General features: G+C 31.0%; 22 protein-coding genes. 16 read left to right on the plus strand and 6 right to left on the minus strand.

Features of this window, described 5'->3' with window-relative positions; all coding sequences use genetic code 11:
- Nucleotides 1-161: 161 nt before the first annotated feature.
- From GC105_RS01150 to GC105_RS01160, 3 genes are all read right to left on the minus strand, one after another.
- Nucleotides 162-605: a hypothetical protein gene (locus GC105_RS01150; RefSeq protein WP_152800850.1), complete on the minus strand. Its 444-nt coding sequence runs from the start codon at nucleotides 603-605 to the stop codon at nucleotides 162-164.
- Between the two features lie 3 nt (nucleotides 606-608).
- Nucleotides 609-1,220: a GTP-binding protein gene (locus GC105_RS01155; RefSeq protein WP_152800852.1), complete on the minus strand. Its 612-nt coding sequence runs from the start codon at nucleotides 1,218-1,220 to the stop codon at nucleotides 609-611.
- A 124-nt stretch (nucleotides 1,221-1,344) separates the two neighbouring features.
- Nucleotides 1,345-2,364, minus strand: coding sequence for a uroporphyrinogen decarboxylase family protein (locus GC105_RS01160; protein ID WP_152800853.1), 1,020 nt, complete (start codon nucleotides 2,362-2,364; stop codon nucleotides 1,345-1,347).
- Between the two features lie 334 nt (nucleotides 2,365-2,698).
- On the opposite strand from GC105_RS01160, the gene GC105_RS01165 reads away from it, so the two are divergent.
- Nucleotides 2,699-4,396, plus strand: coding sequence for an MASE3 domain-containing protein (locus GC105_RS01165; protein WP_152800855.1), 1,698 nt, complete (start codon nucleotides 2,699-2,701; stop codon nucleotides 4,394-4,396).
- Here GC105_RS01165 and GC105_RS01170 read toward each other — a convergent pair.
- A complete protein-coding gene (locus tag GC105_RS01170; protein ID WP_343029918.1) occupies nucleotides 4,389-4,640 on the minus strand; it encodes a virulence activator alpha C-terminal domain-containing protein in 252 nt (83 codons plus the stop codon). The genes GC105_RS01165 and GC105_RS01170 overlap by 8 nt on opposite strands.
- 247 nt (nucleotides 4,641-4,887) lie before the next feature.
- Between GC105_RS01170 and GC105_RS01175 the strand changes: the two genes are divergently transcribed.
- The 14 genes from GC105_RS01175 (at nucleotide 4,888) to asnB (ending at nucleotide 23,810) form a co-directional block, all read left to right on the plus strand.
- Nucleotides 4,888-5,394, plus strand: coding sequence for an NADH-quinone oxidoreductase subunit NuoE family protein (locus GC105_RS01175; protein ID WP_152800857.1), 507 nt, complete (start codon nucleotides 4,888-4,890; stop codon nucleotides 5,392-5,394).
- Nucleotides 5,395-5,409: 15 nt separating this feature from the next.
- On the plus strand, nucleotides 5,410-7,119 hold the full coding sequence (locus GC105_RS01180; protein WP_152800859.1) for a (2Fe-2S) ferredoxin domain-containing protein: 1,710 nt from the start codon (nucleotides 5,410-5,412) through the stop codon (nucleotides 7,117-7,119).
- Between the two features lie 12 nt (nucleotides 7,120-7,131).
- Nucleotides 7,132-8,883, plus strand: coding sequence for an NADH-dependent [FeFe] hydrogenase, group A6 (locus GC105_RS01185; protein ID WP_152800861.1), 1,752 nt, complete (start codon nucleotides 7,132-7,134; stop codon nucleotides 8,881-8,883).
- A 109-nt stretch (nucleotides 8,884-8,992) separates the two neighbouring features.
- Nucleotides 8,993-10,360: an FAD-dependent oxidoreductase gene (locus GC105_RS01190; RefSeq protein ID WP_152800862.1), complete on the plus strand. Its 1,368-nt coding sequence runs from the start codon at nucleotides 8,993-8,995 to the stop codon at nucleotides 10,358-10,360.
- 255 nt (nucleotides 10,361-10,615) lie between these two features.
- A complete protein-coding gene (locus GC105_RS01195) occupies nucleotides 10,616-11,680 on the plus strand; it encodes a uroporphyrinogen decarboxylase family protein (protein ID WP_152800864.1) in 1,065 nt (354 codons plus the stop codon).
- A gap of 319 nt (nucleotides 11,681-11,999) precedes the next feature.
- The gene (locus tag GC105_RS01200) at nucleotides 12,000-13,106 is read left to right on the plus strand and encodes an NAD(P)-binding protein (RefSeq protein ID WP_152800866.1); all 1,107 of its coding nucleotides are present in this window, start codon (nucleotides 12,000-12,002) and stop codon (nucleotides 13,104-13,106) included.
- Nucleotides 13,107-13,193: 87 nt separating this feature from the next.
- Entirely contained in the window at nucleotides 13,194-14,216 is a 1,023-nt protein-coding gene (gene splB, locus GC105_RS01205) for a spore photoproduct lyase (RefSeq protein WP_343029919.1), read from the plus strand.
- A 473-nt stretch (nucleotides 14,217-14,689) separates the two neighbouring features.
- Entirely contained in the window at nucleotides 14,690-16,414 is a 1,725-nt protein-coding gene (gene hcp / locus GC105_RS01210) for a hydroxylamine reductase (RefSeq protein WP_343029920.1), read from the plus strand.
- Nucleotides 16,415-16,621: 207 nt separating this feature from the next.
- A complete protein-coding gene (locus GC105_RS01215) occupies nucleotides 16,622-17,002 on the plus strand; it encodes a GntR family transcriptional regulator (protein WP_152800868.1) in 381 nt (126 codons plus the stop codon).
- Nucleotides 17,002-17,847 carry an ABC transporter ATP-binding protein gene (locus GC105_RS01220; protein ID WP_343029921.1) on the plus strand — a complete coding sequence of 282 codons (846 nt, stop codon included), beginning with the start codon at nucleotides 17,002-17,004 and terminating at the stop codon, nucleotides 17,845-17,847. Before GC105_RS01215 ends, GC105_RS01220 begins: the two co-directional genes overlap by 1 nt.
- Nucleotides 17,847-18,470: an ABC-2 transporter permease gene (locus GC105_RS01225; protein ID WP_152800870.1), complete on the plus strand. Its 624-nt coding sequence runs from the start codon at nucleotides 17,847-17,849 to the stop codon at nucleotides 18,468-18,470. Before GC105_RS01220 ends, GC105_RS01225 begins: the two co-directional genes overlap by 1 nt.
- Before the next feature lie 161 nt (nucleotides 18,471-18,631).
- Entirely contained in the window at nucleotides 18,632-19,195 is a 564-nt protein-coding gene (locus tag GC105_RS01230; protein ID WP_152800871.1) for a TetR/AcrR family transcriptional regulator, read from the plus strand.
- Between the two features lie 45 nt (nucleotides 19,196-19,240).
- The gene (lon, locus tag GC105_RS01235) at nucleotides 19,241-21,580 is read left to right on the plus strand and encodes an endopeptidase La (RefSeq protein WP_152800873.1); all 2,340 of its coding nucleotides are present in this window, start codon (nucleotides 19,241-19,243) and stop codon (nucleotides 21,578-21,580) included.
- A 322-nt stretch (nucleotides 21,581-21,902) separates the two neighbouring features.
- A complete protein-coding gene (asnB, locus tag GC105_RS01240; RefSeq protein ID WP_152800875.1) occupies nucleotides 21,903-23,810 on the plus strand; it encodes an asparagine synthase (glutamine-hydrolyzing) in 1,908 nt (635 codons plus the stop codon).
- 90 nt (nucleotides 23,811-23,900) lie between these two features.
- Here asnB and GC105_RS01245 read toward each other — a convergent pair whose 3' ends face one another.
- On the minus strand, nucleotides 23,901-24,581 hold the full coding sequence (locus GC105_RS01245; RefSeq protein ID WP_152800878.1) for a DUF2569 family protein: 681 nt from the start codon (nucleotides 24,579-24,581) through the stop codon (nucleotides 23,901-23,903).
- 268 nt (nucleotides 24,582-24,849) lie between these two features.
- Between GC105_RS01245 and GC105_RS01250 the strand changes: the two genes are divergently transcribed.
- Nucleotides 24,850-25,224, plus strand: coding sequence for a hypothetical protein (locus tag GC105_RS01250; protein ID WP_152800880.1), 375 nt, complete (start codon nucleotides 24,850-24,852; stop codon nucleotides 25,222-25,224).
- 64 nt (nucleotides 25,225-25,288) lie between these two features.
- Here the strand turns inward: GC105_RS01250 and GC105_RS01255 are convergent, their stop codons facing one another.
- Nucleotides 25,289-25,507: a hypothetical protein gene (locus tag GC105_RS01255; RefSeq protein WP_152800882.1), complete on the minus strand. Its 219-nt coding sequence runs from the start codon at nucleotides 25,505-25,507 to the stop codon at nucleotides 25,289-25,291.
- Nucleotides 25,508-25,530 lie beyond the last annotated feature (23 nt).

Raw genomic sequence — 25,530 nt, forward strand, 5'->3', positions numbered from 1 at the left:
AGAATAAACCTCTATCATCTGACATCTTATTTCTCACTTCTCAAGGGAGCAAGGGCCAATGACGGTCACCCAAAATAGGTGGAGAATAATCTGCACAGGATAATGTAAACGCTACTGATTATGATGAAAAAGGCGACAAAATGTGTCGCCTAGGAATTTGCTTAGTTGATGTAGTCATTAAATACTTTTACGAGTATGCTTTCAAGCTGTTCTGGTTTTATATAGAAGACTATTGCTACACCTTCAATATTACAGCATTCGCTTTTTATATAATGTTTGTTTGACTCATCTTCCGTTATTGAAATCATACACTTTTTATCTTCACAAGTGATAAAAGCTTTAATGTGACCTATAATTCCACTGAGAGTAGTTACTTCCTTTGCAATTTGCTTTAATAAGTCATCGAGTATTACTTCTGCTTGTTCAAATGATTTTTTAATATTGAATCTGTAGGAGCCGACAATACTCATATCATGAGATGATATTGTGATTGGTTTTTGTTCATGATGATGCTCATGATGATGCTCGTGTTGGTGTACATCTTCATTATGTTTATGTTCTGATTTTTCTCCGTGCAAATGATGTTTTTCCTTATGATTACTCATTTCTCACGCCCCTTTACCATTTCCCAGCATTCTATCAAATACTTGTGAGTCTATTTGTTTTGAAGCGCTTATTTTAAAGAATTGAGCATTATTGTTATATGTCCTAACTGAATTCTCTACTTCTGTCAAAGTAGTTTCGTCAACAATGTCAACTTTATTTATTAAAATTACATCGGCATCATTGAGTTGGTCTTTCAGAAGCATTTCCATAGGACGGATGAGCCTTTTCCATCTCTTAGCGTCAGTAACACATGTAATGATACAATTAATATCTGGCATGGACTGAGCTATAGTTTCCTTAATATTGTGTGGATATGCTACTCCTGTTGCTTCCATAATGATGAGTTCAGGATTAAAATCACGTATTATCTTGTGTAATCCTATAACAAGTTCTCCTGACATAGTGCAGCAGACGCATCCGGAAAACATATTTGCAACTTCATATCCATTATTGATGAGTATCTTATCGTCAACGCTTACTTCACCTATCTCGTTTTCTAAGATTACTACCTTTGTCGTATTTTCAGGGTTATCACCAACTATATATTTAGCGAGCTGTATAACGACACTTGTTTTACCTGAACCTAAAAATCCACCTAAAATTAATATTTTCATTGTATATGCACCTTTTTTCTATATTAAATTACTCTGATATAACTAATTGGTATAGAACATATCTAAAGATATTTTAATAACACTTGATAATCTTTACTTTTGATTAAGTTATTAAACAAAATTTTTAATTATAAATTGTTTTACTAAGTTTATTAGCTTCATCTGCGATCCATCCATTAACCTCTTGAATTTTGGGATCCATCCAGTCCAGAGATGTTATCATGCCACTGAAGATAAATCCACCATCATGAGCTAGTTTCTTAAATGTACTCCTTACTTTTTCTCGTACTTCTTCCTCATCAATAACAGGCCATGTAATAGGCATATTAAATTCAAAACCACCGTTTATTGCAAGTTTTGGACCGAATTTTTCCTTAATGGCAACCAGGTCATTTTGTACTTGAGCAGGATCCCAAACATTAACACCTATATCGACCATTGGAGGAATCAAATCTTCACACCTTCCACAATTGTGATAAAAAATAGGAACTTCTTCTTCTCTTACAAGGTCTAAACACTTTTTATATCGAGGGACTAAGAGTTCTTTAAATACAGAAGGTGAAATGAAGGGCTGAAGTTTTGACGCTGTATCATCTAGTAAGTAGTATCCTTCAGGTTTGTAATAGTGAAGTAGATTTTTCGTTATGTATAGTGAGTGTTCAAGCAAATAATCAAAAAGCTCTTCAACTTCTTCTCTTTCTTCGTAAATGGCACATAAACCCTCCGTAAAACCCATAAATCCGATGAATTGCTGGAATATATCTGCATATCCACTAAGAACATAAGCAGTCTTATCAGGGTCTTGTATGTATTTTTTTCTGTCTGCTTTAGCAGCAGCTTCCCAGTCAAACCCAGAGTAATCTGGTGCTTTAAGTACGTCTCTCCATTTTGTTACATCAGTTAATATAAAATCATTTGGCTTTGGAAGAGCTGCAAAGTTAATTTCTTCGCTTGTTACAAATGTAACTCCCCATGGGTCTATACCACCACCAGGGCCTCTAAAACTCCCTATAATAGCTGGGTCAGCCATTGTCATAAGTGGTGCAACATCAGGTCCACCTAATGTTGCCACAGGTACGTATTCAGGCATTTCTCCACGAGCCACCCGTAAAAAGTTTTCTTTTTGAGTTAAATGAGTTGTCATAATTATCCTCCTTCTGTTTTAAAATATTTTTTTAGTTAAATTATGTAATATATAGTATTATAACATTTATTATTAAAAAATAAAGCGAAAATTGTATATATTACGCTTTGTATAAAAATACTTTAAATAAAGTGTAATAAAAATCAAAAATTAGTTAATCAATAAGGTGTTAAAGTAACTACTAGAAAAATAAATTAATATAGAAATTTAGTAGAAAGTCTAAAATAAAGTAGAAATATGTAGAATAAAACAATATTGTTTTGCAAAAGCAAAACTATTATTATATTATAGTATAAAAGACTTAAAAATTACCATAGCGAAAGAGGGTTTAGATATGGATACAAAAGTTGAAGATATGTCTAAAAGTTATCTGTCCCAAATATTCATAAAATTCTCAAATTATCGCTTAATTATAGTAAGTTTCTTCATATCATCGGCAATTTTTTATTTTATACGATATTTGGAAAACCATATATACAGGGTATTTGATACTACAAATTATTTAGTTTTTCATACTATTGTAGAGTTTGCTAGTATTGTAATGTATATATCCAGTTTTTTAATTATTTATTATGTGGGTGAAAGAGATACAAGGCTTAGAATGAAAGTTTTAGCGGGAGTACTACTATTTGTAGGATGCGTAGATTTTTGGCACACATTTTCTTATAATGGTATGCCTGGTTTATTTATTCCAAGTTCGTCACAAACAGCTACTGCTTTTTGGATTGTTGGAAGGCTCGGATTTGCTGGAGGGATTTTAATAAGTAGCTTTATATCTTTAAGAGTGAAAGTACGATTTGTAAACAGATGGATTATTGCAGCATTACCTTTGGTACTTTCAGTATTTTGTCTTGTATATGTTAGTTACTTTCCTTTTCCTACCCTATTTATAGAAGGGGAAGGTCTTACCAACACAAAGCATTTATTTGAGTATTTAATTATTTTAATGCTAGTAGCCTCTTTTGTAAATTTTTGTATTGAGTATAAAAAGGAAAAAAGTAGTATATTATCATTATTTATATCTGCACTCATTATTAGTATATTTTCTGAACTTGCGTTTCTAAGTTATGCTAGTGTTTACGATACATATAATCTTCTAGGGCACATTTATAAATTAATAGCTGCTTATATGATATTTAAGGTACTATTTATTTTTAATATTAATTATCCATATGGTAGATTAGATAGAGCAGAAAAAGAAATAAGTATGTACGCTAATAATCTAGAACAATTAGTAGATCAAAGAACAGAAGAAGTAAATATAGCTAATCAACAATTGTTATCGGATTTAGAATATGCAAAAACTATACAAAAGGCTATTATGCCAATAAAACACGAAAAATATGAAAATTTAGAAGTATATAGCGAATACATTCCCTATGAAAAAATAGGGGGAGATTATTACGGTTTTAAAGACTTAAATGATGAATATCTTGCTTTTTATATAGGAGATGTTGCAGGTCATGGTGTACCTGCCGCTATGATGACTATATTCATTAAGCAGACAATCATTACTGAAAAGATTTATCAAAGTGGTATAAAGGAAATATATTCTCCTAAAGAGGTTATGACAAATCTATATAATGAATACAATCAAACAGATTTCCCTCTGGAAATGTACGCAGTTATGGTTTACGGCTTATACAATAAAAAGACAAATAGTATGATATATTCTTCTGCTGGCCTTAATACATATCCACTCTTGTATGAGGGAAATGGAAAGGTAAGGGCATTAGAACATACTGGTTTTCCTATTTGCAAATTTGATAAGAATTATCAACCTGAGTTTAACGATTACTTTGTAGAAATGAATAAAGGAAACAAAGTTTTATTCTATACTGATGGTATTGTAGAAGTTACAAACATCAAAGGAGATTCCTTTGGTGAGAATAAATTAATGGAGATACTTAGTGAAAATGGTCATATGTCACCAAAAGAAATTTCCAAGGAAATCCTCAATGAGTTAAATAAGTTTACAGAGGGTGTCAAATTAAATGACGATGTTCATTACTTTATAATGCAAGTTAATTAAAAAAACATGAGTAATTAACGGAGCATATTTCAATTTCATTAATGCATTCAACCAACCAGTCAATATATGTGCGTTCTCTTATAATAGCACCTTTTAATACGATATAGTCACCATATTTTGGAGAAAGAATATCAGAAATGACCTTGTTATAGGGATGGTCTAACATTGACATTTCTAATTTACTTAATTTTTCTTTACTTTGTTCCAGTTGCTGTGTTAAACCTGTCCAAGTAACTGATGCCACCGTTTTCAGAGGATATTATGCTAGATTAGATATCTAATATAAGATTATTAGAATAATTGATAAGGTCTTGATTAAATAACTAAAATAAGATTTTTGAATAATAAAATTTATAAATCCGTCTTCATTTGGGAGGCGGATTTTTCTTTGGGTTAGGAACAGTTATATGATATTTTTGGAAATAATAATTAAATAGTTGCAAATGGGAATATTAAAATTTATAAAAAATATATAAGGTAGGTGAAAAATAATGACAAGACCTCAAGAAATAAGTGTTGTTGATACTGACTTGGAGTTGCCACAAGAAGGTTTTATAGAATTAGAGGGATATATAGACAATATCAAGACAACAAAGGGAGCATTAATTGAAATTTTGCATAAAGCCCAAGAAATATTTGGGTATCTGCCTAGAGACGTTCAATTATATATAGCAAGAAAATTAGGAATCCCAGGGGTTGAAGTTTTTGGCGTGGTGAGCTTTTATTCGTATTTCAATGTAAAACCTATGGGCAAACATACTATTAGTGTATGTATGGGTACAGCATGTTTTGTTAGAGGGGCAGATAAGATTATAAACAAGTTAAAAGATAATCTTGGAATAGAATCTAACGAAATTACTGAAGATGGGTTGTTTTCTCTAAAGGATGTACGGTGTATTGGTGCTTGTGGGTTGGCTCCAGTAATTTTAGTAGATGATAAGGTTTATGGAAGAGTAAAAGAAGATCAAGTTAATGAGATAATCGATAAATATCGTTAGTAATAGGAGGATATCATGAAAGTAGATTCTTTGCAAAAGTTGAATCAAATAAGAGAAGAACAAAGACAAGAAAATGCTAACAACTCAATCGTTAAAAAAATCTTAATATGTGCCGGAACGGGATGTTTAGCTAGTGAAAGTGAAAAACTCTTAGAGATCTTGAATCACGTAATAAAGGCTAGGAAATGCGGTGATAAAGTCAAAGTAGTAAAAACAGGGTGTTTTGGGTTTTGTGAACAAGGTCCTATATTAAAAATAGAACCTGATGATGTTTTTTACGTAAGGGTTGTACCTAAAGATGCTAGGACTATTATAGATGATCATATTATACAAGGTAAAATAGTTGAAAGATTATTATATGAAGAACCTACGAGTAATAAAAGGATTGAAAAGCAAGAAGATATGCCGTTTTACAAAAAACAAATGAGATTAGCTATAAGAAATTGTGGATTGATTAATCCAGAAGACGTCTACGAATATATCGAACATGAGGGCTATAGTGCACTGGGAAAAGTCTTAACAGAAATGACACAATATAGTGTAATAGATGAAATAAAAAAATCTGGGCTAAGAGGAAGAGGTGGAGGTGGCTTTCCAACAGGTTTAAAATGGGAGATCACAAAAAATCAGCACGGAAACACAAAATTTATTATTTGTAATGCAGATGAAGGTGATCCAGGTGCTTTTATGGATCGCAGTATACTAGAAGGTGATCCGCACGGTGTTATAGAAGCAATGGCTATAGGAGGGTATGCAATAGGTGCTCATAAAGGAATAGTGTATATACGTGCAGAATATCCTATGGCAATTTCTAGATTAAATTCAGCCATTATCCAGGCAAGGGACTTAGGTTTATTAGGAGAAAATATTTTAGGAACTGATTTTAATTTTGATATAGAGTTTAAGTTAGGTGCAGGTGCATTTGTATGCGGAGAGGAAACTGCATTGATTAATTCTTGTGAGGGAAAACGCGGTGAACCAAACTATAAACCACCCTATCCTGCTGAAGAAGGATATTGGGGTTATCCAACTTGTGTAAATAATGTTGAAACCTTTGCTAATATACCACCAATTATATTACAAGGATCTACTTGGTTTTCCTCAATAGGTACCGAGAAAAGTAGAGGGACTAAAGTATTTGCACTTGCTGGCAAGATAAACAATGTAGGCTTAGTAGAAGTGCCTATGGGTACTACTTTAAGGGAAATTATTTATGATATTGGTGGAGGAATCCAGGAAGGTCATCAATTTAAAGCTGTGCAAACAGGAGGTCCATCAGGAGGTGTTATTACTGAAAAGGATTTAGATACACCCATCGATTATGATAATCTTTTGGGTATTGGATCTATGATGGGGTCTGGAGGGATGATTGTTTTAGATGATAGAGACAGTATGGTAAATATGGCAAAATTTTATTTACAGTTTACTATGGATGAATCATGTGGAAGATGTACACCTTGCAGAATTGGTACTAAAAGAATGTATGAATTGCTTGTAAAAATTAGCAATGGTGAGGGTACTATGGCAGATATTGACGCTCTTAAGCAATTATCATATATGGTTAAAAACTCTTCTCTATGTGGTTTAGGTCAGACTGCACCTAATCCTGTTATAAGTACTATGAAATATTTTTGGGATGAATATATGGAACTAATAAAAGATGTTGATTATCCCGTGAGAGAAGGTACTTCTCAAATAAACAGTAGGGTAGGAATAAAGGTTTAAGGGAGTGAAAAAATGGAAGATATAAAAAAAGTGTCGGTAATATTAAATGGGCAAGAATATCAAGTGCCACAGGAAATAACTATATTAGAAGCAGCTCATAGAGCAGGTATAAAAATCCCCACATTATGCCACCTTGATCTTCATGATATAAAAATGGTAAATCAAACAGCATCGTGTAGGGTGTGCATGGTTGAAGCTCCTGGGAGAGATACCTTAGTACCTGCATGTGTGACAAAAGTAAGTGAGGGTATGGAGATTAGGACTGACTCTCTTAGGGCTATCACTGCAAGAAGAATGGCTGTAGAACTGCTACTTTCAAATCACCCAAATGAATGTTTCACTTGCCCAAAGAATCTCGATTGCGAGTTACAAGCTTTGGCTGCAGAATTAGGTGTGAGAGAAATTCGGTGGGAAGGCGAACGAATGGACTATCCAAAGGATATTTCAAGTGATGCAATTGTAAAAGACTCTAATAAGTGTATATATTGTAGAAGATGTGAAACCATGTGTAATGAAGTACAAACTTGTGGAATACTATCTGGTATTAGCAGAGGTTTTAATGCTTTTGTTGGGCCTGCCTTTAATATACCTATGGTAGATTCATCATGTACCTACTGTGGACAGTGCGTAGCAGTATGTCCTACTGCTGCACTTACTGAAGTAAATCATAGTGACAAGGTATGGGAAGCTTTGAATGATCCAAATAAACATGTAGTGGTACAAACTGCTCCAGCTATTCGTGTTGCCATCGGCGAGCTTTTTGGTATGGAACCTGGTACTATTGTCACAGGTAAATTAGTTTCAGCGTTAAAGAGAATGGGGTTTAATGGTGTGTTTGATACTAATTTTGGTGCAGATTTAACTATAATGGAAGAAGCGTCTGAACTAATTTATAGAATAGAAAACAATAAAACTCTACCAATTCTAACAAGTTGTTGTCCAGCATGGGTGAAATATATTGAACACCAATTTCCTGAATTATTAGAAATCCCTTCAACATGTAAATCTCCACATATTATGTTTGGCACAATTGCAAAAACCTATTATGCACGTAAAAATAATATAGATCCTGACAATATTGTAGTAGTATCGATTATGCCTTGTATTGCTAAAAAAGCTGAAGCAAAAAGACCAGAATTAACGAAAGATGTATTAAATAACGTAGATATTGTTGTTACAACTAGAGAATTAGGTGCTATGATTAAGGAAGCAGGAATAGAGTTTAATACTCTGGCTGATGAAGAATATGACAAACCATTAGGAGAAACTACAGGGGCATCAGTTATATTTGGGACAACTGGTGGGGTAATAGAGGCTGCTGTAAGAACTGCTTATGAATGGATGACTGGAGAAACACTTGAAAATGTAGAGTTTGATCAACTTAGGGGCTCAGATGGTCTACGTAAAGCAAGTGTGAATATTGGTGGAAAAGAAATAAAAATTGGAATAGCAAGTGGATTAGGAAATGCTAGAGAATTGTTGCAAGAAATAAGAGATGGTAAAAACGAATATCATGCGATAGAAATTATGGCTTGCCCAGGAGGTTGCATTGCTGGAGGAGGACAACCATATCACCACGGTAATTATGAAATAGTAAAAAAACGTCAACAAGCTATTTATCAAGAGGATCGCAATAAGAAAGTTAGAAAATCTCATGAGAACAAAGAAATACTAGAATTGTATGAACAATATTTGGGTAAACCTTTTGGCAAGCGGGCACATGAATTATTGCATACCCATTTTGAAGAAAGAGAAAGGATATAACTCGACTGTGAAAAAGTAAAATTGTTACTAGAAATCTAAGTAATAAATGTTTAATACTAAGTATTTATTGATATATATTACTTAGTATTAAACATTGAGGAGGTTATGTATGAGTAAAAAAGTTATTGTCATAGGTGGAGTAGCTGGTGGGGCAAGTGCTGCTGCTAGATTGAGAAGATTAGAAAAGCAAACAGAAATTATTATATTAGAAAAAGGTGAATATATATCATTTGCTAATTGTGGTCTTCCTTATTATATAGGAGACGTAATTAAGGATATACAAAATCTATTGGTAGAAACACCTACTTCTATGAAAGAAAAAAAAGATATTGATGTACGGATAAAACATGAAGTTATATCAATTGACAGAGTTAATAAAAAAGTACTAGTTAAAGATTTAAAACAAAAGGAGACTTATTCAGAATCTTATGATCAGCTTGTAATTGCAACAGGCTCATCTCCAATTGTTCCGCCAATTCCGGGAATAGAACTGCCTAATATTTTTACTTTATGGAATATACCAGATACTAAGTATATAAAGGATTATCTTAGAAATAATAATGTTAAAAAGGTGGCAGTAATTGGGGGAGGATTTATTGGAATTGAAATGGCTGAAAATCTTAAACACTTAGGGTTAGAGGTTTCAATTATAGAAATGGCACACCAAATACTTGGACCCTTAGACGTAGATGTTGTAGAAAAATTACAAGAACATATAAAGGAACAAGGTATAGAGCTTATATTAGGTGATGGTGTAAAAGAATTTAAAAAATGCGACGATAGTATTAGAATTATAACCTCAGATAATAAAAATATCAATGTTGACATGGTTATTTTATCTATTGGAATAAAACCAAATAGTCAAATTGCAAAAGAATCAGGAATAAAAGTAGGAAAAGGTGGAGGAATTATTGTAGACCAAAATCTTCGTACATCAGATGAATATATATATGCTGCTGGAGATGTAATACAAATAGAGGATTATGTAAATAAAGTGCCTGGGATGATACCATTAGCTGGCCCTGCTAATAAACAAGGACGAATTGTAGCTAATAATATTGCAGGTATAGAAGAAGAGTATACTGGAACACAAGGAACGTCAATTGTGAAAGTATTCAATATGAATGCTGCTTCTACTGGTACAAATGAGAAGACCTTAAAAAAATTAGGAAAACAAAAAGAGATTGATTATAATGTAATTACCATAGATGCTATGAATCATGCTGGTTATTATCCTAACGCTCAGAAAATACACATCAAAATTATTTTTGAACTGCCAGAAGGAAAAATACTAGGTGCTCAAATTGTTGGAGGTGAAGGTGTAGACAAGCGAATTGATATTATCGCTACTGCTATTCGTTTTGGAGCAAAAATGTCTGATTTAAAAGAATTAGAGCTAGCCTATGCTCCGCCTTTTTCTTCCTCAAAAGATCCTATCAATATTTTAGGATATATCTCGGAGAAATATATTTTATAGTGTCTTTAAATTCTTAAATATTGACGAGATTTGCATAAAATTATTGCCCATTGACATATTAAACTACTTTTATTAAAAATATCTACAGTTCCTTATCGAGAAGTTTTAGCTAGAAAAAAGAGTATTTACCACAAGGTGAATATTATAAAAACGTCTTGATTATAACATTGAATATGTTATAATATTTATAAAATCCTATATATGTAAATGAACACATTTAAATATATAATAGGTAAATGAAAGGAAGTGTAACAAATGAACAAAAATATTCCTCCCTCAATGCAGCCTGAAGGTTCTTTCCCTTGGATGTTGCAACAAGTTCCTAGACCACTTGGACCTCGTCCCATTAAACCAAAAGAAAATCAACGTCGTGTATTTACTGGTGAAATTCCAATGTGGATGCCTATCTGGCTAAGTGATAACCAGTACTGTTGGCCTGACGTTGTACTAGAACATCCAAAGTTCGAGCAAGATGGTAAAGATTGGTGGGGGACTGAATGGGTGTGGGTAGAAGTTGCAGGTGGAATGATGGTAACTCCTGGCTTTGTAACTGTTCACGATATCACTAAGTGGAGAGAAGAAATGCCAGTTCCTGATTTGAGTAAGGTTGACTTTGAAGGTGATGCAAAACTACAAACTGCTCGGTATGATAATGATAGAATGCACGTATTTCATCTTACAGAAGGGCTATTTGAGCGTCTACATGAGGCTATGCCATTTGAAGATGCACTTATGGCATTTCATGAAGAGCCTGAAGCTGTTCAGGATTTCATGACTGCAGTTGCTGATTTTAAAATTGAATTATTAAAAAAAGTGTTTGAGTATTATGAGCCTATAGATTATGTAATATACGGAGATGATTGGGGTACTCAAAGAGCTGGATTTTTCTCTAATGAAATGTTTAGAGAGGCTATTATGCCTCAAACTAAAAGAATCTGGGATTTTATACATAGTCGTGGAAAATTCATAGAACTTCATTCTTGTGGATTAACACAGCAGTATATAGAAGAGATTATTGAAATGGGTTGTGATGCGTGGACTCCTCAGGATATTAATGATTTTGATATGCTTACAGAAAAATATGCCAATAAGATAACGCTTACTGTTCCAATTGCTGGTATAGATACTGCTACAACAGAGGAAGAAGCAAGAAAACTAGTTCGTGAGTTTGTTGATAAATATGCGCCTCGAGGCAGAATTATATCGAATTTTATAATGAATCCCGACGAAAAAGTTACAGCAGCTGCTACTGATGAATTATACAAGTATTCATCAGCGTTTTATGAAAAGTTGCGTGAAAAAGTTACAGTAAATGCCTAAAAAATATCTAATAGCAATTTATGGCTTTTTAAATTGTAAAACAATGAGTTAATGTCCTGGTTGGAGACATTTTGATATTGTACACTTAACCACATAGACACTCGCGACAGCGAGTGTCTATGTGGTTATTTTAATATAAGTATAGTTTGTAGGTAGTTATTTTGAAAACACTCATATACAAAAAAATTAATAAAGTGAAACTTTATTCAGTATGGGTTTTCTGAAGTGGGAGTTTTAGTGCCTGTTAATGCGGGATAAATACTAATTTGAATAAAAAATTTTATATGATATAAACTATTTGAAAAGGAGCTGTTTTAATATGGAAGTGGCAATTATGGGTGCAGGAATTTCAGGGCTTTCCTGTGCAATCACATTAGAAAAAAATGGAGTAACACCTACTATTTTCGAAAAAAGAAAATCAGTAGGAGATAGGTTTGTAAATGCTGAATCATTGTTTAGTATTCTTAATAGACCTATTCAGGACAGCATATCTTATGTAGCAGAGAATTTCCATATCAAATTATCTCCAATAACTGAAGTCGATAAAATATTTTTACATTCTAAAAACCAGGTTGGATCGGTGAATGGGAAAATTGGATATACAAATATAAGAGGAAGACATGCGAACTCATTTGAAAATCAGTTAGCTAAACAAGTGAAAAGTAAAATAAATTTCAACTCTACTGATGAATACAAAGATATATGCAAAAAATTTGACTATGTAGTATTAGCTACTGGAGATGCAGAGTACGCTGTTAAATTAAATAACTACCGGTATGACCTTAGGTGCGCAGTAAAAGGAGTTACTGTAAAAGGTGAGTTTATAAAAAGCAACCCACATGTATGGTTTAATTATGAAATACTACCAAAAGGATATGGATGGTTAATACCCTTTTCAAAAGAAGAGGCTCATTTAGTAATAGTCTATACTGATTCAACAAGTGAAATAGATCAAATATGGGATAAATTCTTTAGCTTAGTCTGTAAAAGTCTAGATCAAGACTTAAAGATAACTGATGATTTCCAAATTAAAAATTATATGGTTGGTATATGCAATGAATCTAAAATAGATAATACTTACTTTATTGGAAATTGTTTTGGTGCCATTTCTCCAGGTTTTGGTTTTGGACAATTTGCATCTATACTAACTGGAGTGTATTCAGCATATGATATTTGTGGATTAGAAAGTTATGAGGAACTTGTAAAGCCTTTATTTGAAAATTACAATCATTCTATTGTTTTTAGAAGATTTTTAGAACAATTAACTGATAAGCAAATTGATTTTTATGTAGATAAACTTAATAATAAAATAATTGACAAAGTAGTAGGTACAGTTAGCAGTAAAAACAATGGTATAGACTTTCTTAGATTAGCAACACCTATTATGAAGCTAGTAAATGATTATAAACAAATTGAATCAAGATAAGAATTTTCACATAATTCAATAATATCTAAGACATTAAATATAGGTTTTTAGATCCATATTAAGACTAATATTGAAAGGAGTAGTAGAGTGTTTGTACCTAAAAGGATAATATTTGAAAAAGATGCACTAAATTATAGTATATCAAATCAAATACTAGATCAATTTAAAGATAAATCAGAAATAGAATTAATCTATCTGAATTCTAATAAATATAAACATCACATTCCAGGAGATAATCTACCCAAACAATATATCGAAGGAAAAAAGACTTTAATTGTTGGTAAAAAAAAGAGCTTAAAGTTTCAGACCTGTAAACCTTCTGCCCATTATCAACTTCCATTAGTGTCAGGGTGCATGGGGCAATGTGAATACTGTTATTTAAATACAAAATTAGGAGATAAACCTTTTACAAAAATATATGTAAATTTAAGTGAAATACTAAAACAAGCTAATAAATATATTGTGGAAAGGTCACCGGATATAACTATATTTGAAGGAGCTGCTACTTCTGATCCTATACCTGTAGAACCTTATACTAATGCATTACAAAAAACAATAGAAGCTTTTGGTGCTAATGAAAATGCAAGGTTTAGATTTGTGACAAAGTATAATGATATAGATTCCTTACTTCAGTTAGAACACAACGATCATACAGAAATAAGATTTAGCATTAATACATCATTTATTATTAGTCAATATGAAGGTTACACTGCTTCTCTAAATAAAAGAATAGAAGCAAGTGTAAAAGTAGCAAAGGCAGGATACCCTACAGGATTTTTAATAGCACCTGTATTTATTTATGAAAATTGGGAGAAAGAATATCATGATTTATTAATCCAATTAAAACAAAAGCTTCCAGATGATTTAAAACATCCTTTAACTTTTGAGATTATATCTCATCGATATACTACAATAGCTAAAAATAGAATTTTACAAGTGTTCCCAGAAAGCAAATTACCTATGGAAGAGGATGACCGTAAGTTTAAATATGGACAATTTGGATATGGCAAGTATGTATATCCAAAAGAAAACATAGATAAAATAAAAGATTTTTTCTCTAAAGAAATAGAAAAGATATTTGTAAATAAAGAGATTAAATATATTATTTAAATATTATTCTATTAAAAAAATTATAGAGATAAGATAGGACCAAATAATAAAGGAAGAAAATGATAGTTTTAATTGTGCACAATGCACACTAAGGATGATCGTATTACTTTTGATGATAACAAAACTTATTTTAGTCTCGACTTAGATTTAATAAGAAAGTTATGTTTTGTTCAAGTCTATATTATGCAATAAAAACACAAGTTTCTCATAAACAATATGAAACTTGTGTTTTTCTTATTCTGAAGTAAATGAGCCAATCTATTAAACAATATTCTTATTTAGATGCGATGAATGTGATGAATATGATAACAATTATATAAAATATTTAACAATAATTCAATATAACAATATTTTGTAACGTAAGTTACCGAAGTTTGCGGCGAAAGATAGTATATTATCGTTAGCAGAAGAAAGCAGCAATTAAAATAAATTGCTAGCATAAAATAGTTAATAATAAAAAGGGGAGATTTACAGTGAGTATGTTTTGTTATCAATGTCAAGAAGCATCTAAAGGAACTGGTTGTACTGTAAAAGGAATTTGTGGTAAAGATGAGAGTGTTGCAAATCTACAAGATTTATTAATTTACGTTCTTAAAGGAATTTCAATTTATAGTATGAAAGCTAAAGAGTTGGGCTTTTCAGATAATAATGTAGATAAATTTATTGTTGAAGGTCTTTTTGCTACAATTACTAATGCAAATTTTGATAAAAGTAGTTTTGAAGATAATATTAAGAAAGGATTAGCTATCAGAGATGAATTGAGAAATAAGGTTACTAAAGCTGGAGGAAAAACTAATAGTGATTTACACGATGCTGCTATATGGGGATCTAGTAATCTTAGTACGGAAGGTATTTTGCAGAAAATATTTAGTTTGTTTTCAGGTGGAAATAAAGTTGAGAATAATTATACTATTGAACAATTTCTACAAAAATCTACCACAGTAGGAGTACTTGCGACTGAGAATGAAGATATCAGATCTTTAAGAGAATTGTTAATATATGGATTAAAAGGTATTGCTGCATATTTAAAGCATGCGGATAACTTAGGTAAACAAGATGCTAATATACATGATTTTATACAAAGAGCATTAGTTGCTACTACAGAGGATACCTTATCAGCAGATGAATTAGTTGCACTTGTATTGGAATGTGGTAAATACGGCGTAGATGCAATGTCATTGTTAGATAATGCCAATACATCTTCATATGGAAATCCAGAGATTACCAAAGTAAACATCGGAGTAAAAAGCAATCCAGGTATTCTAATTAGTGGTCATGATTTGAAAGATATGGAAGAATTATTAATACAAACAGAAGATACGGGAATAGATATATATACTCATAGTGAAATGCTTCCTGCTCATTACTATCCTGCATTTAAAAAGTATAAGCATTTTGTAGGTAACTATGGTAATGCATGGTGGAAACAAGATAGTGAATTCAAGAGTTTTAATGGACCTATTTTAATGACCACTAACTGTCTCGTGCCTCCAAAATCAGAATATAAAGATAGACTATACACTACAGGTGCTACCGGTTTTAACGGTGTTAAGCATATACCCGATGGAGAAGAGGGGAAACCAAAAGATTTTTCAGCTATTATAGAACAAGCAAAAAAATGCAAGAGTCCTGTTGAAATTGAGAAAGGTGAAATTGTTGGTGGTTTTGCACATGCTACAGTATTAAGTTTAGCTGACAAAGTAGTAGAAGCTGTAAAGTCAGGAGCGATTAAACAATTCTTTGTTATGGCAGGTTGTGATGGAAGAATGAAGGGTAGAGATTACTATACAGATTTTGCTGAAAAACTTCCGAAAGATACTGTGATTTTAACAGCAGGATGTGCTAAATACAGATATAACAAACTTAAATTAGGTGAAATTGGTGGAATACCAAGAGTGTTAGATGCTGGTCAATGCAATGATTCATATTCTTTAGCAGTGATCGCACTTAAATTAAAGGAAGTATTTGAGTTAAATGATATTAATGAACTTCCTATTTCATATAATATTGCTTGGTATGAACAAAAGGCCGTTATCGTTTTATTAGCGTTGTTACATTTAGGTGTTAAAAATATACACTTAGGACCGACATTACCTGCATTTCTTTCACCAAATATTGCTAAGATACTAGTAGAAAACTTTGGTATAGGTGGTATTACAGATGTTGAAAATGATATGAAAATGTTCTTAGAAGCATAATATTTAGAATCTATTAAAAATTAAAGTTCGATAATCATAGTTCAAAAAGCTGGTTCCATTATATGGAAGTCAGCTTTTTGAATTTATAAAATATAATCTCACTGGTTATTAATTATTAAAATAATTTTTTATAAATATATTGACATAATAAGTACATTGTATATAATGAGTATATACAATATGCTTATGTTATACGGGGGTAATCTGTTGGATATTATAATAAGTAACACAAACGTGAAACCAATTTATGAACAGATAACATCTCAAATAAAAAATTTGATTTTAATAGGTGAACTTAAAGAAGGCGATGCGCTCCCTTCTATGCGTTTGCTTGCTAAAGAACTGAGAATAAGCGTTATTACAACCAAACGTGCATATGAAGATTTAGAAAGAGATGGTTTTATTGAATCAATAACAGGAAAGGGTAGTTTTGTATCATGTCAACGTGCTGATTTTATAAGGGAGGAACATTTGAGAATTACTGAAGAGTACCTGCAGAAGGCTATAGATTCAGCTCAAATATCTGGAATCAATCTTGAGGAAATTATAGAAATGATAAGTATGCTTTATAAAGAGGGGGAAAAATAGTGGAAAATGCTATTGAAATTAGCAATCTATCAAAAAAATACGATGAGTTTCATCTGCAAAATATTAATTTCAAATTACCTAAAGGGAGTATTATGGGATTTGTAGGAGAAAATGGTGCAGGTAAAAGTACAACTATTAAACTTATTTTAAACCTTATTAATAAAGACTGTGGAGAGGTTAACGTTTTTGGTCTAGATAATATAAAAAATGAAAAGAAAATAAAGGACAATATCGGAGTAGTATTTGATGAAAGTAATTTTCCGGATAATATGATTGCATCGGATGTAAACTTAGTAATGAAATACATCTATTGCAATTGGGATGATAGTATATTCAATTCGTATCTCAAAAAGTTTAGTATACCTTTAAAGAAGACCATAAATGAATATTCAAGAGGAATGAAAATGAAATTATCTTTAGCTGTGGCTATGTCACATCATGCAAAGATACTTATATTAGATGAAGCAACGAGTGGCTTAGACCCAATTGTTCGAGATGAGATACTAGATATTTTTTTAGATTTCATTCAAAATGAAGATCACTCTATATTAATTTCATCTCATATAATCAGTGATCTAGAAAAAATAGCAGATTATATTACATTTATACACAATGGCAAAATTGTGTTTAGCGAGGCTAAGGATAGTTTACTATACGACTTTGGTATCCTCAAATGCTCTAATAGCGATTATGAAAAATTAGATAAAGAAATTATTATTGGGTGTCGGAAGAATCAGTTTGGTGTAGAAGCTTTAATAAGAAAGAGCAATCTTAAAGGAAATTACATTATTGATCATGCAAGTATTGAAGATATAATGTTGTTTCAAATTAAGGGGGGGAAATAATGAAGGGACTACTTATTAAGGATCTTCTTGCTATGAAAAAGCAAGGGAAAACGATAATAGCATTACTGTTTTTTTATATAATCTACGCTGTTACATTTAAAAATGTAAGTATGTTAGGAATGGTAATAGTGTTGATCTGTGCAATGATGCCAATTACCACGCTCTCTTATGATGAGAAGTGCAAATGGGATAGTTTTGCTCTCTCCACTACTGTATCAAGGAAAACCCTTGTTCTAAGCAAATATATTTTTAGCATTATACTTATTTTATGTGCTATTGTGATTGTAGCTTTACTGAGTTCATTAATGGTGTTTTTTTCTAAAGAGCTAGAAATTGTAGATGCTTTACTAATGTCAGCTGGGCTTGGAGGTATTGCACTTGTATTTTTAACATTAACATTACCCTTGCTTTTTAAGTTTGGAGTGGAAAAAGGAAGGATGTTGATGTTAGCCACATTTCTAATTCCTTCTATGATTATAATGTTGTTTTCTAATTTTGGATTTTCTTTGCCTGATGAACAAGTACTAAGGCATATGTCTTACGTATCACCTATAATAATATTTTTTTTAATATTTATCTCTATAAAAGTTTCGATAAAAATTGTTCATAAAAAAGAATTTTGATAAATATAAACACATCTCAAAAATAAAATATTGGATTGGGACTAAAAAGCGATCAAGTATAAAAGTAAATTGTATATTGGTCGCTTAATTATATACTTTACAATAAATGAATGTTCATTTATAATAAAAGCAAGTACTATAAATATAAAGGTGATTTGTCCATGAGAACGAAAGACGATGAAAAACAAAAGAGTATTAAAAATGCTGTAATCAAGTTAATATTAGAACGAGGATTTCACGGCACTTCTATTTCTAAGATTGCTAAGCTAGCTGGCATATCTCCAGCTACTGTTTATATTTATTATGAGAATAAAGAAGAGATGATGCGAGATATTTACGAAGAATATGCATATGAAGTATTTGAGATTATTCAAAAGAGAGTAACTAGTAATTTGACAGGTGAGCAGTTAATTGAAATTATACTCTATGAATACTATTACTATATTATGAGAAATAGAGAAACATTTCATTTTACTGAACAATTTAGTAACTGTCCTTCTCTGCAAAAAGGATGTAATACATTAAAGGTACCCACATCTTTAAACAATATATTATCATCATATAAAGAACGTGGTATATTGATTGATTACAAGAATGAAAATATATGGGCATTGTTAATTTATCCTATTAAGGCAATTGCTTTAAATTCCACTGGATATGAAATATCAGATAAAGCAATATTACGAGAGATGGTTACTATAATTCAAAATTCTTTACTTCTCTAAAAGTACAAAAGTAGTAAAAAAGATTATTAGAAAGGATGAAATAATATGATAATTCCCATAATAGATATTGTGCTATTACCTGGAATGAACTATAATTTGCCAGTTAATCACTTAACTGATAATGAGATAGAAATGTTACTAAATGATAATAAAGAGATTATAGCTTTACCCCTAAAGAATAAGAAAAAAAGATCAGAATTAAATACAGAGGATTTTAATAAAATTGGAGTATCTATTGTAGTAGATGAACTGAAAACTATTGAGAAGGATCACGTGTTTCAAGTAATTATAAAAAAATTCGTTGAAGTATCAAATCTTGTTGTTACCGAGAGCCTGATTTCTGGTGAAGTAACTTATATAGATGAAATTGTCGATATCAACGAACAAAACCAATATGAAATAATGGAGTACATTAAAAAAATTGCTTTAGATATATCTGAAAAATTTAGGAATTCACAAGAAAGTAGTAATCATATTAGTAATATTGATAATTTGAACATACTCATAGGAGATATTGTTAAATACCTTCCACTCTCAAACAATGAAAAATATAGTATTATGGAAACATTATCATTAAAAGAACGGAGTTTACTTTTTATAGATTATTTTCTTAGATCAAAGGAAACTTTACAGATACAAATTGAAATGTCAAAGAGGTTTAATGAGAAAGCAAATAAACAATATAGAGAAGCTGCATTAAAAGAGCAACTTAGATTAATACAAGAAGAACTTCAAGATGGAAAACCGAAAGCTAAAGAGAAAGAATATAGTTACAGAATTGAAAAAGCTAATATGCCTGATGAAATTAAAGCAGTTGCATTAGAAGAGTTGCAAAAATTTGAAAATCAGAGTCAAAGTAGTCCAGACTATAATGTAATAAGGAATTATCTTGATTTTATATTAGCTTTGCCTTGGCATATAAACAAAGAAGAAGTTATTGATATTATTGAATCGAGAAGGATCTTAAATGAACAACATTATGGATTAGAAAAAGTTAAAGATAGAATTATACAACACTTAGCTGTAATGAAGATGAAAAAAGACAAAAAAGGTTCGATTTTACTATTAGTGGGACCACCAGGAACAGGCAAAACAAGTTTAGGAAAAAGCATTGCTGACGCTTTGGGTAGAGAGTATATTCGATTAAGCCTTGGAGGAATTCGAGATGAGGCAGAAATACGTGGACATCGTAGAACATATGTTGGTGCTTTACCTGGACGTATTTTAGCTAGCATTAAAAAAGCAGGAAGTATGAACCCTGTTATGGTTTTAGATGAAGTTGATAAATTAATGACTGGGTATAACGGTGACCCTGCTAGTGCCCTGCTTGAAGTCCTTGACCCAGAACAAAACAATACTTTTACTGATCACTATTTAGACCTTCCCTACGATTTGTCTAATGTACTGTTTATAGCTACTGCAAATTCATTAGCAAATATTTCAAGGCCTTTATTAGACAGGATGGAAATAATTGAGGTATCTAGTTATACATCTAAAGAAAAATATTGTATTGCTAAAGACCATTTGATTAAAAAATCAACTGAAGAACACGGTTTAACAGAACATGATCTTCAAATTGAAGATGAAACATTGAAAAAAATAATAGAAGACTATACTCTTGAAGCTGGAGTTAGAGGTTTAAAAAAACGTTTGGACGCTTTGTCTAGAGTAACAGCAGAAAAAGTAGTTTTAGGGAATATAAAGAAGCCTTTTATAATAAAACCAGAAGATCTACAAGAATACTTAGGAAAAAAAGTTAAACGTCACAATTTGGCACAAGACAGCAATCCACCAGGGGTTGTAACAGGTTTGGCTTGGACTTCTGTAGGAGGAGAAATTCTATTTATAGAAGCAAAAGATATGATAGGAAACGGACAAATTACTTTAACTGGAAAGCTTGGAGAGGTTATGAAGGAATCTGCTAAAATATCATTAAGCATACTCAAATCCAGGTTTCCTATCAATACTGCATCATTTAAAGAAAAAGATTTGCATATACACGTTCCATCTGGAGCAGTGCCTAAAGATGGCCCTTCCGCTGGGATTGCATTATTTACTGCATTAGCTTCGTTAGCTACTGGGATACAAGTAAGTGGAACTACTGCAATGACGGGAGAAATAACACTAAGTGGTTTAGTACTTCCTATAGGGGGATTAAAAGAGAAATTAATAGCTGCTCAAAGGGCAGGGATTAAAAAGGTGCTAATTCCAAAAGATAATGAAGTAGATTTAAGTGATGTTCCCCAAGAAGTAAATAAACAATTAGATATAATTCTAGTTGAAACTGTAGAAGATGTTCTCAAGGAATCGTTAGGGATTACTTTACCAAATTTATCAAAAGTATCTTGGTTACTAGATGATAATCAAGTTCCAGTTACTGTTTAAACACGTATATTATATATTTTAGTAATAGAATATGGATATGCAATGAGTTTTAATTATATAAACACAGGCTATTAAGATTACTCAACTTAATAGTCTTTTTTTTGTGTAAAGATAAGTCATGGAGTGTATATCTCATGTCAATTATTAAGAACAAGATTAAAGAAATTATCAAATATATAAACAAAGAAAACTTTTAAACGAAAATAAAGGTATATATATACAATGGTAAATAAGAACCAATGATCTATGTAATATTTTTATTATGAACAATATTACTCTAGTAAGAAAAATTTTTACTATAATTAGAATAGGAGAGTAAAATATGTGTGGATTTGTATCGATCGTTACAGACGAAACTTATAACCTAAGTATTAGTAGTACACTAAATAAAATGACTGAGATAATTAAACATCGTGGCCCTGATGAATGTAGGACATGGGAAGATGATCATATCTACTTAGGTTTTCAAAGACTAAGTATTATAGATTTAGAAAAAGGACATCAACCTTTTTCTTTTGATGGTGGAGATTATCATATTGTTTTTAATGGAGAAATTTATAATTATATAGAATTGCGTCAGAAACTAATTGATATGGGTATAGTATTAACGACAAAATCAGACACAGAAGTAATTATAGCGTTGTATAAGGAAGTTGGCTCCCAAGTGGTTGAGTATTTACGAGGTATGTTTTCGTTTGTTATTTGGAATAAAAAAGCCAATACACTATTTGGAGCAAGGGATCCATTTGGAATTAAACCTTTTTATTATATAGAGGAGAATGATAGGCTTTACTGCGCATCAGAAAAGAAAAGTTTGATGTTAATTGATGGAGTGTCTTTTGAGATTGATCAGGAGTCATTACATCATTATTTGACATTTCAATATGTTCCTGAGCCGAAAACACTTTTAAATCCTATATCTATACTAAAACCCGGGCATACAATAGAAAAAAAACTAGGTGAAAAATGCATCATTAATGAATATGCAAACATGCAATTTAAATTAACAAAAGATTCTACTGCAGCAAAAATTAAAATAATTAGAGAAACATTAGAAGACTCAGTATCAATGCATATGAGAAGTGACGTACCAGTAGGAACTTTTCTCTCAGGTGGAATAGATTCTACTATTATTGCAGCATTAGCAAAAGAAATTAATCCTGATATTAAAGCATTTACTGTAGGATTTGAAAGAGATGGATATAGTGAAATTCCCTTAGCACAGGAAACTGCCTCTCAAATGAACCTTAATCATTTCTGTAAAATAATAACACCAGAAGAATTTATGAACGAACTACCTAAGATTACGTGGCATATGGATGGTCCTGTAGCAGATCCAGCAGCTATTCCCTTATACTTTGTTGCACGAGAAGCTAAAAAACATGTTAAAGTTGTTTTATCAGGAGAGGGTGCAGATGAAATATTTGGAGGATATAATATCTATAGGGAACCTAATTCTTTGAGGATATTTGATTATATGCCAAATTCTATAAAGAAAATATTAAAAAATGCTTTCTCTAGACTTTCTGAAGGGACTAAAGGAAAAAGCTTTGTTTATAGAGGATGTACACCATTAGTAGAACGTTATTTTGGCAATGCACATATATTTAACGAACAAGAAAAAGAGTTTATATTACAAGTGTATAATCCTAATTTCTCATCCGATTTAATTACGAAACCGTTTTATAGAGAGGCTGAATTATATGACGATATTACAAAGATGCAATACATTGACATGCATACTTGGCTAAGAGGAGATATTCTTGTTAAGGCAGATAGAATGACAATGGCAAATTCATTAGAGGCACGGGTACCATTTTTGGATAAAGAGGTAATTAAAATAGGATCCCAATTAACAGTTAATGAAAAAATAAGAAATAAAACAACTAAATACTTATTGAGAGAAGCCTTTAAAGATACTATACCTGAGCCAACAAAAAACAGAGTAAAATTAGGTTTTCCAGTTCCTATTAAGCATTGGTTAAAAAGTGAAATGTATGATTGGGCTAAAACAATTATAAAAGAAAGTGATACTAATCAATACATTAATAAAGAGAATAGTCTTAATATGTTAGAAAAACATAGGAAAGGCGAAATTGATTATAGTAGAAGGTTATGGACAATTATTATTTTCATGCTATGGCATCAGATTTTTGTTGAGCAAAAATACAATTTTAACGTAAATACCATAGATTTTAAACCTAAATTACAGGGCAAGAAAGTATCTTAATTAAGATGCTTTCTTGGTATGCCCATTATTACAAATTAAATCAGTTTTAAAAAGAATATTGAAAAATACAAAATGAATTTATGGAATTCATTATTTGTTATTTGGTGAGTAAAATAACATTATTAAGAAAGGAATAACTATACCAAAACAATATAATATAAGTATAGATGTAAACTCATTTAAAAATCCATGATTGATCCAGAAATTTATAAACCAGAACATTTCTGATAATACAGGTAAAATTAATGTAAATAAACTTGGAAGGATTCCTGTAACAAGTACAACTAAAATAATATGTATTACAGCTAGTAATGCAAATATTGATATAAATAATATTTTTAGAAAGATTTTAGATAAATCTCCATAGTTATTAATAAAAGTATTAGCAACTCTTTTTGATTTACAAAAATAGTTTATCCATATTATAGCTAGTATAGTAGAGACGATGATACTTAATAAGTTGTTGTTATCAAAGAATATTAATCCTATAATATTAAAACAAATTACGTATGCACTTACAGTTATAGCATATGCTCGTGTTAATATAGATTTTTTGTAGATACTTAATAGAAAAAGTGCTAAAAACAAGATGCCAATAGCTAAGACAATATATATTGATGAAGAAACTAAAGCTCCATGCTGGATTACACTATCCCAAGTCATAACAATATTTCCAACCATAAATATACCTGCTATTAAGCTAATGATATAAAAAAGAAACCATCCTCCAATTCCCTCAACTTTTTCCTCCTCAAAATTTTGGTTATTCATAAAAACCACCCCTTATTGTATATATTATAGAAATAGTATATCATAAATTTGTACGATTGTACGTAGAGTCTGCTTTATCCTACGCTGATTGCTTCGACTTGCTCCTAGAATTCATTTCCCTTTTTAGTGCAAGCACAGAAAATGATTTGAATTCTAGTATTTCAAAAAAAATGATTATATGTCATAATGAATATGGAATAGAATTTGTGAGGTTAATAACAGTTTAATTTTATAAAATTTTAAAAATAAATTTGTATTAGGAGGATTTATGATTTATAAAGGATATTTCATTTACGGATTTTGGCATAATTCTAAAAAAAATACTTTCTACTTTAATGGGGTCAATACTAAAAATATTCTTCTAATAATAGTTGGTATTTTATTTTTACTATTAGGATTTATAGCTCAGAATCTAGAACAAGATATTTTAGTCAATATTTTTTCTATTTTGTCCATGCTTACAATACCTGCATCCATCTACTTTTCAACAAAGTTTAAGTATTGGTTCTCTTACAATCAAAGAAATAAAGAAACAACTCTTATATATAAGGGCAATAAAATCCCCCAAGATATATATGATGCACTTTCTATTAGTAAAAAAAAGTTTATTGCTAAAACTGGGTTTAACGGGAGAAATTCATAAAAATATTGTATAGAGGGTTATTTTAAATAGCCCTCTATACATATTAAATAGTAATTAGTTGATACTAGAGTATTTGAGTTCCATTCATAACTAATTCAAATTTTAAATCTAGAAAGCTTGCAGCTTTTCTACACATAAGCATCCTAGTGAGAAATATTTCGAAATAATCCATTAAGGAACTAATTTTAGTATCTATTGTTAAGTCGAGAGAAATAGATCTATTTTCAAGATCTATATGTACTTTTGAGTGTTCTACTGTCTTGATTATTCTTAATATCTTCATAAGTAATTCTCATTTAATCTCCT

It is taken from the genome of Alkalibaculum sporogenes (assembly GCF_009362815.1).
Taxonomy (GTDB): Bacteria; Bacillota; Clostridia; order Eubacteriales; family Alkalibacteraceae; genus Alkalibaculum_A; species Alkalibaculum_A sporogenes.